Origin of the sequence: Cupriavidus alkaliphilus, from assembly GCF_014191175.1 — a bacterium.
Lineage (GTDB): Bacteria > Pseudomonadota > Gammaproteobacteria > Burkholderiales > Burkholderiaceae > Cupriavidus > Cupriavidus alkaliphilus.
Map to the genome: position 1 here is coordinate 86,292 of NZ_JACHWE010000009.1, position 16,352 is coordinate 102,643.

Sequence of the window (16,352 nt, forward strand, 5' to 3'; positions counted from 1 at the left end):
GCTCCGGCTCTCCCATGCAATGCGCTGACGCCAATCCCTTCGACCAGGTCGTCTTTGCCGGCGGCGGCAACCGCTGCTGGTGGCAGGCGGGCTGGTGGGACACGGTGGCGCCGGAACTGCAGCTGCGCCCGCGCGTGATCGCCGCGATCTCGGCCGGCGCGGCCACCGCCTGCATGGTCTATGCGCACGACTCGCACCAGACCATGGACTACTACCGCGCGGTGCTGGCCAGCAACCGCCGCAATGCCTACTGGGGCAACCTGCTGCGCAACGAGCGCGTGTTCCCGCATTACGGCATCTACCGCACCGCGCTGCTGACCATTTTTGCCGACGGGCGCCTCGCGCACCTGCAGCAGGCGCCCGAGATCCGCATCGGCGTGGCGCATATCCCGCGCTGGAGCGGTCCGCGCCTGGCGGTGGCCGCCGGGCTGCTGGCCTACAACATCGACAAGCACGTGCTCAAGACGCTGCACCCGCGGCTGGGGCGCAAGCTGGGCTTCCGGCCCGAGTTCGTGCGCGCGCAGGATTGCGCCTCGCCCGAGCAGCTGGCCGACCTGCTGCTGCAGTCGGCGTCGACGCCGCCGTTTACGCCCGTGCTGCGCCGCGACGGCCGTCCGGTGCTGGACGGCGGGCTGGTCGACAACGTGCCAGTCGACGCGCTCGATGGCGCGCCCGGCAATGTGCTGGTGCTGGTCACGCGGCTGTACCCGCGGCCGCGCCGCTTTGTGCTGGAGCAAGGCGGCCAGCGCCGCCTGTACCTGCAGCCTTCGCAGCGCGTGCCGATCTCGAGCTGGGACTACACCCGGCCCGATGCCATGACGCACGCCTATGAACTGGGCCGCCGCGACGGGGAAACTTTCCTGCGCGAGTGGCCGTCGATCCTGAATACCGAACTGCGGCCCGCTGCCTAGTTTCCATGTTGCCGGCGCTGGCCTGATGATTGTCGATGCGGCCCGCGTGCCGCGACAGGAGGCATGGATGACCAAACGCCAGACACCGCTTTCCATAGTGCAGGGAACCAGCGCGCCGCGGCGCGCCCGCGAGGTCAGCGCGGCGCCGCCGGTGCAGCAGGTGCCGCGCGCGCGCAGCGGCCGCAGCCGGCGCAACGACAAGGCGCGCGCGGCCGACCTGGTGGTGATCGGCGGCGGCTCGGCCGGCGTGGCCTGCGCGCGGCGCGCGGCGGCGCACGGTGCGCGCGTGATCCTGGTCGAGCGCGATGCCATCGGCGGCACCTGCGTCAACCGCGGCTGCGTGCCCAAGAAAATGCTGTCTTACGGCGCCTCGTGGTCGGCGATCCTGTCGGGCTGCCTGTCGCACACCGGCGGGCACGAGGACTGGCGCGACGCCATCGTGCGCGTCAACGCCGAGGTCGCGCGTCTGAACGTGGGCTACACCCAGCGCCTGACCGATTCGGGCGTGGAAGTCCTGCACGGCGAGGCACGGGTCACCGGGCCGGAGGAAGTCTGCGTCGGCGACGAGACCATCCATGCGCGCCGCATCCTGATTGCCACCGGCGCGCGCCCGCGCACACTCGACGTGCCCGGCGGCGACCTGGCCGCGAGCTCCGACGACGTCTTCACCTGGCAGAGCCTGCCCGCGTCGGTCGCCGTCATCGGCGGCGGCTATATCGGCGTGGAACAGGCCTCGATCCTGTCGCGCTACGGCGTCAAGGTCGACCTGGTCGTCGCCGGCGACCGGCTGCTGCAGCATTTCGACCACGACATCGCCGCCGCACTGGCCGACGCGCTGACTGCGCGCGGCGTGCGGCTGCACCTGAATGCGCGCGTGCACCTGCTGAGCCAGGCCAACGGCGCGGTCGAAGTCTGCTACCAGCCCACCAACGACCCCGGCCGCGCCGGCCAGACCGAGGCCGTGCGGGCGCAGGCCGCGCTGGCGGCGATCGGGCGCGTTTCCAATGTGCAGGGCCTGGGGCTGGAAGCGCTGGGCGTGGCCTTCGGCGAGCGGGGCGGCATCTGCGTCGACCGCCAGTTCCGCAGCAGCGCGCGCAGCGTCTATGCGCTGGGGGATGCCATCGACGGCCTGCACCTGACGCCGGTGGCTACCGCCCAAGGGCGCTGGCTGGCGGACCGGCTGTTCGGGCGGCGCGGCGAACGGGCGGATTTCGACTTCGTGCCCACCGCGGTGTTCTGCGAGCCCGCCATCGGTGCCGTGGGATTGACCGAAGCCCAGGCCATCGAGGCCGCCGGCAAGCCCGAGCGTATCCGTACCGTGATCAAGCGCTTTGTCTCGCTGGAGCATCGCTTTGCCGGGACGCCGCATCAGTCGGTGTTCAAGCTGGTGCTCAACGCGCGCAGCGGGCGCGTGCTGGGGGCGCATCTGATGGATAACGCGGCGCCCGAGATCGTGCAGACGCTGGCGGTGGCGGTAAGGCTGGGGGTGCGGGAGTCGCATCTGCAGACGACGGTGCAGGTGCATCCGACGGTGGCGGAGGAGTTGTTTGGGTAGGTTCGGAAATTCACTTCGCCTGCATGGGGCTGTCGTGGGCGAATCTTGACTCGGAAGGGTTGGGGCTTTTTTTGGGTAGGCGCTGTTGGTGACATGCTGTCGGCTGTTGAACCGCGTGGTTCCGCCCTCCTGGGCGGGTCACTTTTTGGCCGAGCGCCAAAAAGTAACCAAAAAGCGCGTTTACTGCCCTGCGGGCGGCATGTCTTATCGTAGTGGGCCTGGGGGTTTTCGTACGGGGCTGGGCTTCCTCACATAGCTTGACTGCCTGCCGCGGTGGTGCACCACGGTGGCAGGGGCGTTGAAGTGTGGGTTGAACGAGCCCAGAGCGCGGAGTGGCCCCTGCTGGTGGCCTTACCGTAGGAACGCCTACGGCTGCGCTGCGCGCCGGCAGCATCGCAGGCCAAGGGCACTGGCACGGAACGCATCGCTGCGCTCGCTTGGCTACGAACGTGCCCTGCCACTGGTTTTCTCCCCTCTCCCGCTTGCGGGAGAGGGGCGGGGGAGAGGGCCGGCGCATCGACGAAGTCCGGCGTCCGAACCCATGCACGCCCCGATGATCCCGTCGTAAAACTAGCCAACCTCTACCGGCAAGCTCAACACCGCGCGCACGCCAGTGCCCTGCGCACCCTCTCCCAATTCCACCGTGCCCCCAAACCGCGCCGCCATCTCCCGCGAAATCGCCAGCCCCAGGCCCGAGCCGGGCTCTGCATTCCCGACGCGCCGGTAGAACCGCGCGAACACCTTCTCGCGTTCCTCGGCCGGGATGCCGGGACCATTGTCCTCGACCATCAGGCAGGCGTGATCGCCCGACCGCGTCGCCGACAGCGTGATGCGGCTGCCGCGCGGCGAATACTGGATGGCGTTGTGGACCAGGTTGGCCAGGGCCTCGCGCAGCAGCGCGGGGTCGGCGCGCACCGGCAGCGCCAGCCCCGCCACCGGCTCCCAGCCGAAGTCCTGCTGCTTGCCGCGCGCCAGCGGCAGGTAGTCCAGTGCGACCTGCTCGGCCACGGTGACGGCATCGATGATGTCGATGCCTTCGCCGGCTTCACCAGCTTGCGCGGCGTCGGCGCGGTGCTGGCGTACCCGCGCCAGCGCGAGCAGCTGGTTGGTCAGCCGCGCGGCCTGTTCCAGCTGCGTGACGATGCCGCCCACGGCTTCGCCGGCGGCGGCGCGGGCGGCTTCGGGGTCGGGCGCAGGGTCGGCGGCATTGAGCTGGCGCTGGGCGTATTCGGCCTGGGTCTTGAGGATGGCCAGGGGGGTGCGCAGCTGGTGCGCGGCATCGGCGATGAACTGCGCCTGCGACTGTGCCATCGCGGCCGAGCGCGACACGTGCAGGTTGACCGCGTCGACCAGCGGCCGCACTTCGGCGGGCACGCGCTCGAACGCGAGCGGGGTCAGGTCTTCGGGCGAGCGCGCCTCGACGTCGTCGCGCACGCGCGCCAGCGGGCGCAGCACGTAGGTGACGCCGCCCACCAGGATGGCGGCGCTCAGCAGGATCAGCAGCAGGTCGCGCGCCAGCGCGCTGCGCCACACCGAGCCGATCAGCGCGCTGCGCGGCTCGGCGGTCTCTGCCACCTGGATGATCACGCGCATGCGCGCGTCGGGCCGGTACACCGGGCGCGCCATCGCGGCAATGCGCACGGCCTCGCCCAGGTATTCGGCGTCGTAGAAGCGCGGCTGGTTGTTGACCAGCGCGCCGCGCGGCAGCGGCAGGTCGCTGTAGCCGGTCACGGTCTCGACCTGGCCGGCGCGCTCGGTCGAGACCCGGTAGAACACATGGGTCTGCGCCGCGGTCTCGAAGATTTCCATGGCGGCGTCGGGCAGGGTCAGCTGGACGTTGTCGCCGGCCATGCCGATGGCGTTGTCGATGGCGCGGATCGAGCCGTAGAGCGAGCGGTCGTAGGCGGTGTTGGCGGCGTCGCGCAGGGTGCCGTAGGTGAGCCAGGTGTCGAGCGCCATCATCGCCGCCAGCGCGGGCAGCAGCAGCAACAGCAATTGCCGGCGCAGGCTGCCGCGGCGCCACAGCAGCACCGGGTGCCGCATCTCAGCCCCTGGCCTCCGGCTCCAGCAGGTAGCCGAAGCCGCGCAGCGTGACGATGGTGACCCCGTGCCCGGCCAGCTTCTTGCGCAGCCGGTAGACCAGCACCTCGATCGCATCGGGCGAGACGTCGGCGTCGAGCGAGAACACCTTGTCGAGCAGCTGCGCCTTGGTCAGCGGCTGGCCGCTGCGTGCCAGCAGCGCGCCCAGCAGGGTCGATTCGCGCGGCGTCAGCGCCAGCGGCGCGCCGCCCAGCGTGAAGCTGCGGGTCTCGCCGTCGAACACCAGCGTGCCGCACTGCAGGCGCGGATGCGCGCGCCCGCGGCTGCGGCGGATCAGCGCCAGCAGCCGGGCTTCCAGTTCGGCAATGGCGAAGGGCTTGGGCAGGTAGTCGTCGGCGCCCAGGTTCAGGCCGCGCACGCGCTCGTCCAACGTGTCCTGCGCGGTCAGGATCAGCACCGGGGTGCGGTCGTCGCGCCCGCGCATCGACTTGAGCACGGCCAGCCCGTCCTTGCCGGGCAGCCGCAGGTCGAGCAGCACGGCGTCGTATTCCTCGGCCTGCAGGCGCGCCTCGGCCTGCAGGCCGTCGGCGACGTGCTCGATCACAAAGCCGCCCTGCTCCAGCGCGCGGGCGACCCAGCGTGCCAGTTCGACTTCATCCTCCACCAGCAGGATGCGCATGCCGGTCTCCTCCTGTGCCGGTTGGTTCTATGTTAGTTGCGGCGCGCACACGCGGGGACAAGGCATGGAAAGCGCCCGCAAAACCGGGGGCAGCACCGATGGAGCGCGCCCGCCGCGGGCGCCTATAATACCCTCGCCCCGCCGCTCCCGGCGCGCTCGCCGCGTCACCGGCGGCATCGGCAGTCCCTCCGTCCCGAGCACCGTGTCCCCGCGTTCGTCCCAGCCGTCCCGACCATCCCAGCCGTGCCAGTCCGCCTGCGCTTCGCCCGCTTCGGCACAGCGCCGCCGCCTGCTGGGCGCCGCGCTGCTGGGCGGCGTCGCATGGCCCCTGCATGCCCAGTCCAGGCCGCCGGCAGCGCCGCAGGGGTACCCGTCGGGGTATGACGCCACCATTGCCGGTGCGCTGCGCGAAGGCATGGTCACGGTGTACGCGTCGACCGACCTGGAGGTGGCGCGGCCGCTGATTGCCGCGTTCGAGGCGCGCTACCCCGGCATCCGCGTGCACTACCAGGATCTCAATACGGTCGAGCTCAACCAGCGCTTCCTGGCCGAGAGCGCCGCGCTGTCGGGCCGGCCGCCGCCGCCCAACGCCGTCTTTGCCGATGTGCTGTGGAGCACCGCCATGGACCTGCAGATCAAGCTGGTCAACGACGGCCATGCGCAGCGCTACGCCTCGCCCGAGCGTGCCGGCCTGCCCGGCTGGGCGGTATGGCGCGACGAGGCCTGGGGCACCACCTTCGAGCCCGCGGTGATCGTCTACAACCGCCACCACCTGGCCGGCATGCGCCCGCCGCGCAGCCGCAGCGGGCTGGCGCGGCTGCTGCAGGAGCACGCGCCGCGCTGGCATGGCAAGGTGGTGACCTACGACGTGGAGCGCTCGGGGGTGGGCTACCTGCTGGCGCAGCAGGACGCGCGCATGGGCAGCGAGTTCTGGTACCTGGCGCAGGCGCTGGGCCGGGCCGGGGTGCAGCTATCGGCGTCAACCGCGGAAATGATCGAGCGTATCGCCAGCGGCGAGCTGGTGATGGGCTACAACCTGCTGGGCTCCTATGCCCTGTCGCTGATGCAGCGCGGCGCGGCGATCGACGTGATCGCCCCGAGCGACTACACGCTGGTGATGTCGCGCGTGGCCTTTATCGCGCGGCGCGCGCCGCGGCCGAACGCGGCGCGGCTGTGGCTGGACTACCTGCTGTCGCGCGAGGGCCAGGCGCTGCTGGCCAAGTCGACCTCGCAGCTCTATACCATCCGCACCGATACCGACAGCGTGCACACGGCCGCGGCGCTGTCGGAGCGGCTGGGCTACGCGCTCAAGCCGATCAGCGTCGGCCCCGGCCTGCTGGCGGCGCAGGACGCGATGCGCAAGCGCGCGTTCCTGGCGCGCTGGCGCGAGGCGATGCGCGGCTAGCGCTGCCGCCGCGAACCGCCGCGAACGGCCGCGCGCGTCTCAGGGCACCAGGTCAGGGGTATCGAGGTCGCCGTTCTGCGCGCCGGCGCAGGCCTGCCGGCACAGCGTGGACAGCTCCTGGTCCAGCTCGGCCATCGGGCGCGGCACGTAGCCGTGGCGCAGCGCCGGGGAAAACTTCAGGGTATCGATGAAGGCGTCGGACAGGCGCTCGGCGTTGGCGTCGAGGTTGAAGTCCTGCGGCGAGAACAGCCAGTGCGCCAGCACCCCGCCCACTGCGGCGTGGAAAGCGTTGACGGCCAGGTCAAGGTCCAGGTCGGCGGGCAGCTGGCCGCGCTCCACCGCGAGGCGCAGGTGCTCGCGCATCTTGACCAGGCCATCCTGGTGCGACTGGCGCTGGCGCTCGAAGATGGCGCCGTTGTCCTGCACCATTTCGCACTTGTGGAAGATGATCTCGAAGACCCGGCGCCAGCGCGGGTTGATCACGGTCTGGCGCATCACATAGGCACAGATGTCGCGGATGCCGCCGAGCGGGTCTTCCTGGCGCGCCAGGCGCTCCGGCTCGATCAGCGCTTCCACCGGCAGGTGGACGCGGTCGCACATGGCGGCGAACACATCGCTCTTGTTCTTGAAGTGCCAGTAGATCGCGCCGCGGGTCACCCCCGCGGCCTCGGCAATGTCGGCCAGCGACGGGCGTGCCACGCCGCGGGCGTGGAACACGGCTTCGGCCGCGTCGAGTATCCGGTGGCGCGTCTCAAGCGCCTCTTCCTTGGTGCGTCTGACCATGATTGTCTCTGGTGCCGGCGGCATGGCGCGATCGCTCGCGACCGGGCGCCCATGGCCGGCATGGTTTGGTTCTCCCTGATACGGCTGCCACGGCAGCCGCACATGCCGTCGGCACGGGCCGCGGCGGGTCGTTGTCATCACATGATGGGCATGGCCAAGCTTGCGAGCCGACACGACGGCGCGCATCCTAACCCGAGCCGGCGGTTTGCGCCCTGATCCCGGATGGATTGAACGCATTTCGTACCGATCCGATCGATGGAGCGGCATGGTTTTGCGTCTCGCCGGGCATTTTTGCGCAGGTTGTGCGTCGAAAGGCCCTTCCGCAACATCAACTTAACATACATGCTTGAATGTATATATAATACGCGCTTGCCCGGCATTCGGCCAGCCGCCCACTGTGACCTACCCAGCACGGCGGGCGCCCCTGCCGCAGGCCAGCCGGTCAATTTATCCAGTCGTTACATAAAAGCCACCGTTCGTCGCAATCGTCACCGCGACGCCGCGATTTGTGGCTAGCATCACGCTTTTGCCCGCCGCAAAGCCTTGCGGCGCGCCATGTCGTTCCCGTTTGTCCGATGACACGCCGGGGCGGCACGGCGGATCTCAAATTGCCATCATGGGGTTATCGATGAGGAAGTCCCAACGTATCCGTTGCGTTGCAGCCTACGCACTAGCGGCCCTGTCGGCCGTGGCGCTGTCCGCCTGCGGCGACAAGAAGGCCGAGGGCGGCGCCCCGCCGCCGCCTGAAGTGGGCGTGGTCACCGTGACGCCGTCGCCGGTCGCCGTCGTCAATGAACTGCCGGGCCGCCTGGAAGGCGTGCGCACGGCCGAAGTGCGCGCGCGCGTCGAAGGCATCGTGCTGTCGCGCAACTACACCGAAGGCGGCGAAGTGAAGGCCGGCCAGGTCATGTTCCGCATCGACCCCGCGCCCTACCAGGCCGAGCTGGCCTCGGCCCAGGCCGCGCTGCAGCGCGCCGAAGCCAACGCCGTGTCGGCGCGCCTGAAGGCGGACCGTTACAAGCCGCTGGTGGCGGTCAACGCGGTCAGCAAGCAGGAGTACGACGACGCCGTGGCCGCCGCCGGCCAGGCCAACGCCGACGTGGCCTCGGCCAAGGCGGCGGTGCGCACCGCCCAGATCAACCTGGGCTACACCACCGTGACCGCACCGATCAGCGGCCGCGCCGGCCGCGCGCTGGTGACCGAAGGCGCGCTGGTGGGCAAGGGCGAGGCGACCAAGCTGGCGCTGGTGGAGCAGGTCGATCCGATGTGGGTCACCTTCACCCAGCCGGCCTCCGAAGTCACCCGCCTGCGCCGCGCCATCGAGTCCGGCGCGGTCAAGGGCATGAACGGCGGCGCGCGCGTGCACCTGTTCGTCGAGGACGGGCGCGAGTATGCGCAGACCGGCAAGCTGCTGTTCTCCGACATGACGGTCGACCCGACCACCGGCGCGATCACGCTGCGCGCGCAGTTCCCCAACCCGAACCGCGAGCTGCTGTCGGGCACCTTCGTGCGCGTGAAGATCGAGCAGGGCGTGGATGAGAACGCCCTGACCGTGCCGCAGCGCGCGCTGATCCGCGGCGCCCAGGGCGCCAGCGTGATGGTGGTGGGCGCCGACGGCAACGTCGCGGCGGTGCCGGTCAAGGCGCCGCAGGCGATCGGTGACCGCTGGATCGTGACCGAAGGGCTGAAGGGCGGCGAGAAAGTGATCGTCGAGGGCCTGCAGAAGGTCAAGGTGGGTGCGCCCGCCAAGGCCGTGCCGTTCGTGCAGGCCGGCGCCTCGGCACCGGCCGCGACCCCGGCCGCGGCTTCCGCCGCTCCCGCCTCGGCGCCCAAGGCCGAAGCGAAGCAGGAAGTGAAGGCCGAGGGCAAGCAAGGCTGAACACCGCCGGGCCGCGGCGGCTGACGCCAGCCGCTGCCACTGCCGCGGTCCACAGGGCTAGACACAGAGGGAGCCAGTCTTATGGCCAAGTTTTTTATCGACCGGCCGGTGTTCGCGTGGGTGCTCGCGCTGATCATCGTGCTGGGCGGCATATTGTCGATCCTGCAGTTGCCGATCGCGCAATATCCGAACATCGCCCCGCCGACGATCTCGGTCACCGCCACCTATCCGGGTGCGTCGGCCAAGACGCTGGAGGATTCCGTCACTTCGGTGATCGAGCAGGAGCTTAACGGCGCCCCCAACCTGCTCTACTACAGCTCCACCAGCGAGTCGTCCGGCCTGGCCAGCATCACCATCGCCTTCGCGCCGGGCTCCAACGTCGACCTGAACTCGGTCGAGGTGCAGAACCGCCTCAAGCGCGTGGAAGCGCGCCTGCCGGCGGAAGTGCGCCAGCAGGGCGTGCGCGTCGACAAGGCCGGGAACAACTACATGATGTTCCTGACCGTGTCGTCCAAGTCCGGCACGGCCAGCGCGATCCAGCTCGGCAACTACGTCTCGGCGCAGGTGATCGACTCGATCCGGCGCGTGCCCGGCGTGGGCCAGGCCGACCTGTTCGGCACCGAGTACGCCATGCGGATCTGGCTGGACCCGGCCAAGCTGACCGGCTTCAACCTGACCCCGACCGACGTCACCGCCGCGGTGGGCGAGCAGAACATCCAGGTCGCCGTGGGCGAACTGGGCGGCACGCCGTCGCCCAAGGGCACCGAGCTCAACGCCACCGTCACCACCGAAAGCCGCCTGACCACGCCGGAGCAGTTCGGCAACATCCTGCTGCGCACCAACCCGGACGGGTCGTCGGTGCGCATCAAGGACGTCGGCCGCGTGGAACTGGGCGGCGCCGACTACTCGACCCAGGCCCGCACCAACGGCAAGCCGTCGGCGGCCATCGCCATCAAGCTGGCCCCGACCGGCAACGCGCTGGCCACCGCCACCGCGGTGCGCGCCAAGATGGAAGAGCTGGCGAAGAACTTCCCGGCGGACTACGAGTACTCGGTACCGTACGACACCTCGGCCTTCGTCAAGATCTCGATCGAGGAAGTGATCAAGACCCTGCTCGAAGCCGTGGTGCTGGTGTTCCTGGTGATGTACCTGTTCCTGCAGAACTTCCGCGCCACTATCATCCCGACGCTGGTGGTGCCGATCGCGCTGCTGGGTACGTTCGGCGCGCTGCTGGCATTCGGCTTCTCGATCAACGTGCTGACCATGTTCGGCATGGTGCTGGCCATCGGTATCCTGGTGGACGATGCCATCGTGGTGGTCGAGAACGTCGAGCGGATCATGAGCGAGGAAGGCCTGTCGCCACGTGAAGCGACGCGCAAGGCCATGGGCCAGATCACCGGCGCCATCGTCGGCATCACGCTGGTGCTGACCGCGGTGTTCATCCCGATGGCGTTCTTCTCGGGCTCGGTGGGCAACATCTACCGCCAGTTCTCGCTGTCGCTGATCGCCTCGATGGCGTTCTCGGCGCTGCTGGCGCTGACGCTGACCCCGGCACTGTGCGCGACGCTGCTCAAGCCGGTCGAAGCGGGCCATCACCATGAGAAGAAGGGCTTCTTCGGCTGGTTCAACCGTACCTTCGCCACGGCGTCGACCGGCTACCAGGGCGTGGTCGCGCGCATTCTCAAGCGCACCGGCCGCTACCTGATCATCTACGCGGTCATCATCGCCGGCGTGGTGGTGCTGTTCCAGCGCCTGCCGTCATCGTTCCTGCCCGACGAAGACCAGGGCTACATGATCACCGTGGTGCAGCTGCCCAACGGCGCCACCCAGGACCGTACCATCGGCGTGCTCAAGCAGATCGAGGACTACTACCTGCAGAAGGAAAGCAAGGTGGTGGACCAGATGATCACGGTGGCGGGCTTCTCGTTCTTCGGCCGCGGCCAGAACGGCGGTATCGCGTTCGTGCGCCTGAAGGACTGGAAGGAACGCACCGGCGAGGGCGAGACCGCGCAAGACCTGGTCGGCCGTGCCTTCGGCGCGCTGTCCTTTATCAAGGACGCGATCATCTTCCCGCTCAACCCGCCGGCGATTTCCGAACTGGGCAACTCCTCGGGCTTTGACTTCCGCCTGCAGGACCGCACCGGCCAGGGCCACGCCAAGCTGATGGAAGCGCGCAACATGATGCTCGGCATGGCCGCGCAGAGCCCGGTGCTGATGGGCGTGCGCCCGGAAGGCCAGGAAGACGCGCCGCAGCTGCAGATCGACATCGACCGCGAGAAGGCCAAGGCGCTCGGCGTGACGGTGGCAAGCATCAACTCGACGCTGTCGATCGCCTTCGGCTCCAACTACGTCAACGACTTCATCTATGAAGGCCGCGTGCGCAAGGTGATCGTGCAGGCCGAGGGCGCCGACCGCCGCCTGCCGGACGACCTGACCAAGCTGCGCGTGCGCAACAGCAACGGCGACATGGTGGCGTTTGCCGCGTTCGCGACCTCCAAGTGGGTGATGGGCTCGCCGCGCCTGGAGCGCTATAACGGCATGCCGGCGGTCAAGCTGGCGGGCCAGGCCGCGCCGGGCCGCAGTACCGGCGAAGCCATGCGCGTGATGGAGGAGAACTTCGCCAAGCTGCCGCCGGGATTCGGCTTCGAGTGGTCCGGACAGTCGTACGAAGAACGCCTGGCCGGCTCGCAGGAACCGATCCTGTACACGCTGTCGCTGATCATCGTGTTCCTGTGCCTGGCCGCGCTGTATGAAAGCTGGTCGATCCCGTTCTCGGTGCTGCTGGTGGTGCCGCTGGGCGTGCTCGGCGCGCTGCTGGGCGTGACGCTGCGCGGCATGCCCAACGACGTGTACTTCAAGGTGGGCCTGATCGCCACCATCGGCCTGTCGGCGAAGAACGCCATCCTGATCGTGGAATTCGCCAAGGACCTGCAGGCGCAGGGCAAGGGCCTGATCGAAGCCACGCTGGAAGCGGTGCACCTGCGCTTCCGCCCGATCCTGATGACGTCGATGGCGTTCATCCTGGGCGTGCTGCCGCTGGCGATCGCCACCGGCGCGGGCTCGGGCAGCCAGCGCGCCATCGGTACCGGCGTGATGGGCGGGATGATCACGGCCACGGTGCTGGCGATCTTCCTGGTGCCGGTGTTCTTCGTGGTGGTGCGCAAGCGCTTCAAGGGCAGTGCTCGCCAGCGCATGCTGGACCAGAAGTGGCACGATCCCCAAGAGGAAATCTGAACATGACCAAGACTCTGACCACACTGCTGCTGGTGGCCGGCGTTCTGACGGGGTGCACGCTGGCGCCCCACTATGACCGCCCTGCCCCGCCGGTGGCAGACAGCTTCCCCACGGCGCCCGAAGGCTATGCCACCGCCGAGGTGAAGAGCGGCGAAACCCGCCGCGCCGCCGACATCGGCTGGCGCGAGTTCTTCCGCGACCCGCGCCTGCAGGCGCTGATCGCGACCTCGCTGGAAAACAACCGCGACCTGCGCACCGCGGCGCTGCGTATCGAGGAAGCGCGCGCGCTGTACCAGGTGCAGCGTGCCGACCTGCTGCCCACGGTGAACGCCAACGCCGGCTACACCCGCGCCCGTACCACGGCCGCGCAGGCGGCCACGGCGCTAGGCCAGCCCGGCGTCACCGAGATCTACGAAGTGGGCCTGGGCATTTCGTCGTACGAGCTCGATTTCTTCGGGCGCGTGCGCAGCCTGTCCAATGCCGCGCTGGCGCAGTACTTCGCCACCGAAGAGGCGCGTCGCTCGGCGCAGATCTCGCTGGTCTCGGAAGTCGCCAAGGCCTACCTGGCCGAACGCGCCTACGCCGAACAGTACGAGCTTGCGCGCGATACCCTGAAGGCGCGCGAAAGCACCTACGGGCTGGCCAAGCAGCGCTTCGAGGCCGGCGCCACTTCGGCGCTGGACCTGCGCGACAACGAGTCGCTGGTGGCGCAGGCACGCGTCGCCGCGGCGCAGCTGGCACGCCAGCGCGCGCAGGCGCACAACGCGCTCGAAGTGCTGGTGGGCAAGCCCATCGGCACCATCGAGAACCTGCCCGAGCCGATGCGCCTGTCGGACGAGCGCATCATCAGCGATATCCCGCCGGGGCTGCCGTCGGACCTGCTCGAGCAGCGTCCCGATATCCGCCAGGCCGAGCAGCAGCTGCTGTCGGCCAACGCCAATATCGGCGCGGCGCGCGCGGCGTTCTTTCCGCGCATCACGCTGACCGCCAGCGGCGGCACCATCAGCCCGACGTTCTCCGGGCTGTTCGATGCCGGCACGCGCGCCTGGTCGTTCGCGCCGCAGCTGGTGCTGCCGATCTTCGATTTCGGCCGCAATATTTCCAACCTGGACCTGGCCAACGTGCGCAAGAACATCCAGGTCGCCAACTACGAGAAGACCATCCAGACGGCCTTCGCGGAAGTGGCGGACGCGCTGGTGGCGCGCGGCACGCTGGAAGACCAGGTCGCGGGCCAGGAACAGGTGCGCAACGCCGAGGCCGCGCGCTACGAGCTGTCGCGCCTGCGCTTCCGCAGCGGCGTGGCCAGCTACCTGGACGAGCTCGATGCGCAACGCCAGCTGTTCACTGCCGAGCAGGCGCTGGTGCAGGCGCGCCAGCTGCGGCTGAACAATGCGATCGATTTGTACCGGTCGCTGGGCGGCGGGTTGCAGGAGAGCAGCGCGGTGGCGCAGCAGGGCGCGCCGGCGCAACAGGGGACAGTGACGCAGTAACGCTTGCTTGACTGTGCCCTTAACGAAAAACGACGCGCCTTGGCGCGTCGTTTTTTTTTGTGGGGTTTGCCCCCTCTCCCGCTAGCGGGGGAGGGAGACCACAAGCGGTCAATCAAGAGCCAGTGGTACCGCCGCTGGCTCTTCTTCACCTGCGTCAGAACTTGTACGAAGCCGCCAGAAAAAACACCAGCGGATTCGGCTCCAGCTTGGTCTTCGACGTCGACAGCACCGTGCCGTTGGCCGCCTTGATCGTCATCGTCGAGGTGGTCTTCAGCGGGATGTAGGTCACCGCCGCGGTCAGCCCCCAGTGCTCATTGAAGTTGTAGGTGCCGCCGATATTGAAGACCGGCGCCCACGACGACGAGGCATCGGCGCTGACCGAGGTCGGCCCCGGAATGCCCGCGCCAGCGGCCAGGATGGCGCCGAGGTTGTTGTTGACCGAGCTGGCGAAGGCCGGATTGACTTCGATGTTGGTAAAGAAGTTGTACGAGACCCCGAGGCCCAGGAACGGCCGGAAGCGCGTGCCCGGCTCCAGGAAGTGGTACTGCACCATCGCCGCCGGACTCCACTGGCGCGCCTTGGTGATGATCGGGTTCAGCGACGGGTCGCCCAGGCTCTGGCGCCCGAGCGCGCCGGCCGGGCCGGGCGGGATCAGCTCGCCATGGCCATAGAGCTTGAACTCGGGCGGGATGCCGCCCACCGCGGTGATGGCGATATGGTCGGTGACGAAGTGGCTGAAAGTCAGCCCCAGCGTATTGGCGTCGGACGACGAGATGCTGCTGCCCGGCGCCGTGAAGCTCGACGGCAGTCCGAGCGGGTAGTTGATCGGCACGTCCAGCAGCGAGGTGGTGAGCGGTCCGCTCCGGCCGTGGGTCTGGATATGGAACCAGCCGGCCGCGACCACGTTGTCGCCCTTCTTCTGGGCGTGGGCAGGCAGGGCGATGCTGGCCAGCGCGGCCAGCACCAGCGCAAGCGTCAGGTGCAAGGTCTTCATGTTGTGTCCCCGGGCAGTGAAGTCACTGGTGATGCATCGATAAAAGCGCCGGGGCTGCGATGGCCCCGGGCCTGGGCTGGCTTATTGCACGAACGCGCCGACGGTGAAGTACGGGCCGTTGTCGCGCTGCTCCAGGAAGCCGAACACGCCGCCGGTGAACATCAGCTTGCCGGTCGGCGCCGAGCCTGCCGGCGCCTCGCGGCGCGAGGTGCGGACCACGCCCGGCACCTGCTGCGCGAAGTCGAGCCGGTACGGGATCGCCAGCGACGCATCGGACGGCCGGAACGGGTCCATCATGGTCGCGGCGGCGCCCACCAGCGCCGTCACGCGGTAGTTGAAATTGCTGTCGACGCCGACGTATTCGCCATTGACCGTGCCTTCGGTGACCGCCACGGCGGGCGCCATCATGCCGATGCCGATCTCGTCGTCGGCGCCTAGGGGCCCGTTGGCGAGCGAGTCGTTGGCATAGCCCACGCGGATCATGATCGGCACCAGCTGGCCGCGCAGCTTGCCCACGATCAGGTAGGCCTTGCCCAGTGTGCTGCCCAGCGTGGGCGGCTGGCTCTCGGCCTTGTAGTGGGTCGACAGCAGCGCGCCGCTCGGCTGCGGCACGAAGTTGTTGCCCTTGCGCTCGCAGGTGCTGGTGGCGTTGTCGCAGACCGTGAACGAGCCGTCGGCGGCGAGCGCCATGCGGTAGTCCTGCGCCACCAGCTGGAATTGCTTGGACGGCACCTCGTGGAAGCCGGTGCCGTTGTATTGCCCGGCGATCTTCGCCAGGTCGGTCTCGGTCTGCGCGAAACCGATGAACTGGAAGTACGGGAAAGTGGTATCGGGCACCGCGCCGGCCCCGAGCACGCCGTTGAACTGGATCCGCGCGCCGGGGATGGTGCCGCCCGCCACGCCTTCGCCGACAAAGAGCTTGGCCGGGCGGCTCGGATCGAGGCTGGCGCCGCTCAGCTCGAACGCGCACTGGTTCAGCTTCTCGGTGGGCAGGCCGGTCTCGGCCTTGAGCGTGCCGCGCATCACGTTCAGGCCGTTGGTGGGATCGCTGCGCGTGGGCTGCACGGTGCCGGTCTGGCGCGGCACCGAGGAATCGAGGAAGGTCACCTGCCAGGTCATGCGGGTGGTGTCGATCTGCACCTTGACCAGTTCGCCCGAGCCGGTGCCGCCGGTGAAGGTGGTGTTGTAGTCCAGCGAGGCCGGGCACAGGCGCGTCTGCGCGGCCGTGGGCGTGGCCGGGGCGTCGTCGCCGCCGCCACCACCGCCGCAGGCGGCAAGCATGGCGGTGGCGGCCACGGCCAGCGCGCGCGCCGGCACGGTCGATGGACGCGCCGCCCGCGGCAGGTTGTTTCGTTGGGGCTGCATGGTTGTCTCCTCGTTGT

Annotated in this window: 11 protein-coding genes; 6 read left to right on the plus strand and 5 right to left on the minus strand. The window is 69.1% G+C overall.

Annotated features, from left to right (window positions below):
* The first annotated feature begins 14 nt into the window (after positions 1-14).
* Together FHX60_RS24070 and FHX60_RS24075 are read left to right on the plus strand one after the other, a co-directional pair.
* The gene (locus FHX60_RS24070; RefSeq protein ID WP_112775992.1) at positions 15-911 is read left to right on the plus strand and encodes a patatin-like phospholipase family protein; all 897 of its coding nucleotides are present in this window, start codon (positions 15-17) and stop codon (positions 909-911) included.
* Positions 912-978: 67 nt separating this feature from the next.
* Entirely contained in the window at positions 979-2,466 is a 1,488-nt protein-coding gene (locus FHX60_RS24075; RefSeq protein WP_183284857.1) for a dihydrolipoyl dehydrogenase family protein, read from the plus strand.
* A 570-nt stretch (positions 2,467-3,036) separates the two neighbouring features.
* Here the strand turns inward: FHX60_RS24075 and FHX60_RS24080 are convergent.
* Both FHX60_RS24080 and FHX60_RS24085 read right to left on the minus strand, forming a co-directional pair.
* The gene (locus FHX60_RS24080) at positions 3,037-4,509 is read right to left on the minus strand and encodes a sensor histidine kinase (protein ID WP_183284858.1); all 1,473 of its coding nucleotides are present in this window, start codon (positions 4,507-4,509) and stop codon (positions 3,037-3,039) included.
* Between the two features lies 1 nt (position 4,510).
* Positions 4,511-5,185, minus strand: a complete 675-nt coding sequence (locus FHX60_RS24085) for a response regulator (protein WP_092315431.1) — start codon at positions 5,183-5,185, stop codon at positions 4,511-4,513.
* Between the two features lie 202 nt (positions 5,186-5,387).
* On the opposite strand from FHX60_RS24085, the gene FHX60_RS24090 reads away from it, so the two are divergent.
* Entirely contained in the window at positions 5,388-6,590 is a 1,203-nt protein-coding gene (locus FHX60_RS24090) for an ABC transporter substrate-binding protein (RefSeq protein WP_311730665.1), read from the plus strand.
* A 39-nt stretch (positions 6,591-6,629) separates the two neighbouring features.
* On the opposite strand, the gene FHX60_RS24095 is transcribed toward FHX60_RS24090, so the two are convergent.
* Complete coding sequence (locus tag FHX60_RS24095; protein WP_092315562.1) at positions 6,630-7,373, minus strand: TetR family transcriptional regulator; 744 nt, start codon at positions 7,371-7,373, stop codon at positions 6,630-6,632.
* Between the two features lie 628 nt (positions 7,374-8,001).
* Here FHX60_RS24095 and FHX60_RS24100 point away from each other — a divergent pair.
* The 3 genes from FHX60_RS24100 (at position 8,002) to FHX60_RS24110 (ending at position 13,976) form a co-directional block, all read left to right on the plus strand.
* On the plus strand, positions 8,002-9,252 hold the full coding sequence (locus FHX60_RS24100; RefSeq protein ID WP_112775994.1) for an efflux RND transporter periplasmic adaptor subunit: 1,251 nt from the start codon (positions 8,002-8,004) through the stop codon (positions 9,250-9,252).
* An 81-nt stretch (positions 9,253-9,333) separates the two neighbouring features.
* Positions 9,334-12,486 carry an efflux RND transporter permease subunit gene (locus tag FHX60_RS24105; RefSeq protein ID WP_183284859.1) on the plus strand — a complete coding sequence of 1,051 codons (3,153 nt, stop codon included), beginning with the start codon at positions 9,334-9,336 and terminating at the stop codon, positions 12,484-12,486.
* Between the two features lie 2 nt (positions 12,487-12,488).
* A complete protein-coding gene (locus FHX60_RS24110) occupies positions 12,489-13,976 on the plus strand; it encodes an efflux transporter outer membrane subunit (RefSeq protein ID WP_112775996.1) in 1,488 nt (495 codons plus the stop codon).
* A gap of 154 nt (positions 13,977-14,130) precedes the next feature.
* On the opposite strand, the gene FHX60_RS24115 is transcribed toward FHX60_RS24110, so the two are convergent.
* Together FHX60_RS24115 and FHX60_RS24120 are read right to left on the minus strand one after the other, a co-directional pair.
* Entirely contained in the window at positions 14,131-14,970 is an 840-nt protein-coding gene (locus FHX60_RS24115) for an OmpW/AlkL family protein (RefSeq protein ID WP_183284860.1), read from the minus strand.
* Positions 14,971-15,051: 81 nt separating this feature from the next.
* The gene (locus FHX60_RS24120) at positions 15,052-16,335 is read right to left on the minus strand and encodes a DUF2957 domain-containing protein (protein ID WP_183284861.1); all 1,284 of its coding nucleotides are present in this window, start codon (positions 16,333-16,335) and stop codon (positions 15,052-15,054) included.
* Between the last annotated feature and the right edge of the window lie 17 nt (positions 16,336-16,352).

Excerpts from the sequence above, each read along its gene's own strand:
- FHX60_RS24085 (WP_092315431.1), bottom strand. The coding sequence starts at position 5,185 with ATGCGCATCCTGCTGGTGGAGGATGAAGTCGAACTGGCACGCTGGGTC.
- FHX60_RS24120 (WP_183284861.1), bottom strand. The coding sequence starts at position 16,335 with ATGCAGCCCCAACGAAACAACCTGCCGCGGGCGGCGCGTCCATCGACC.
- FHX60_RS24095 (WP_092315562.1), bottom strand. The coding sequence starts at position 7,373 with ATGGTCAGACGCACCAAGGAAGAGGCGCTTGAGACGCGCCACCGGATA.
- FHX60_RS24070 (WP_112775992.1), top strand. The coding sequence starts at position 15 with ATGCAATGCGCTGACGCCAATCCCTTCGACCAGGTCGTCTTTGCCGGC.
- FHX60_RS24110 (WP_112775996.1), top strand. The coding sequence starts at position 12,489 with ATGACCAAGACTCTGACCACACTGCTGCTGGTGGCCGGCGTTCTGACG.
- FHX60_RS24105 (WP_183284859.1), top strand. The coding sequence starts at position 9,334 with ATGGCCAAGTTTTTTATCGACCGGCCGGTGTTCGCGTGGGTGCTCGCG.
- FHX60_RS24080 (WP_183284858.1), bottom strand. The coding sequence starts at position 4,509 with ATGCGGCACCCGGTGCTGCTGTGGCGCCGCGGCAGCCTGCGCCGGCAA.
- FHX60_RS24115 (WP_183284860.1), bottom strand. The coding sequence starts at position 14,970 with ATGAAGACCTTGCACCTGACGCTTGCGCTGGTGCTGGCCGCGCTGGCC.
- FHX60_RS24100 (WP_112775994.1), top strand. The coding sequence starts at position 8,002 with ATGAGGAAGTCCCAACGTATCCGTTGCGTTGCAGCCTACGCACTAGCG.
- FHX60_RS24075 (WP_183284857.1), top strand. The coding sequence starts at position 979 with ATGACCAAACGCCAGACACCGCTTTCCATAGTGCAGGGAACCAGCGCG.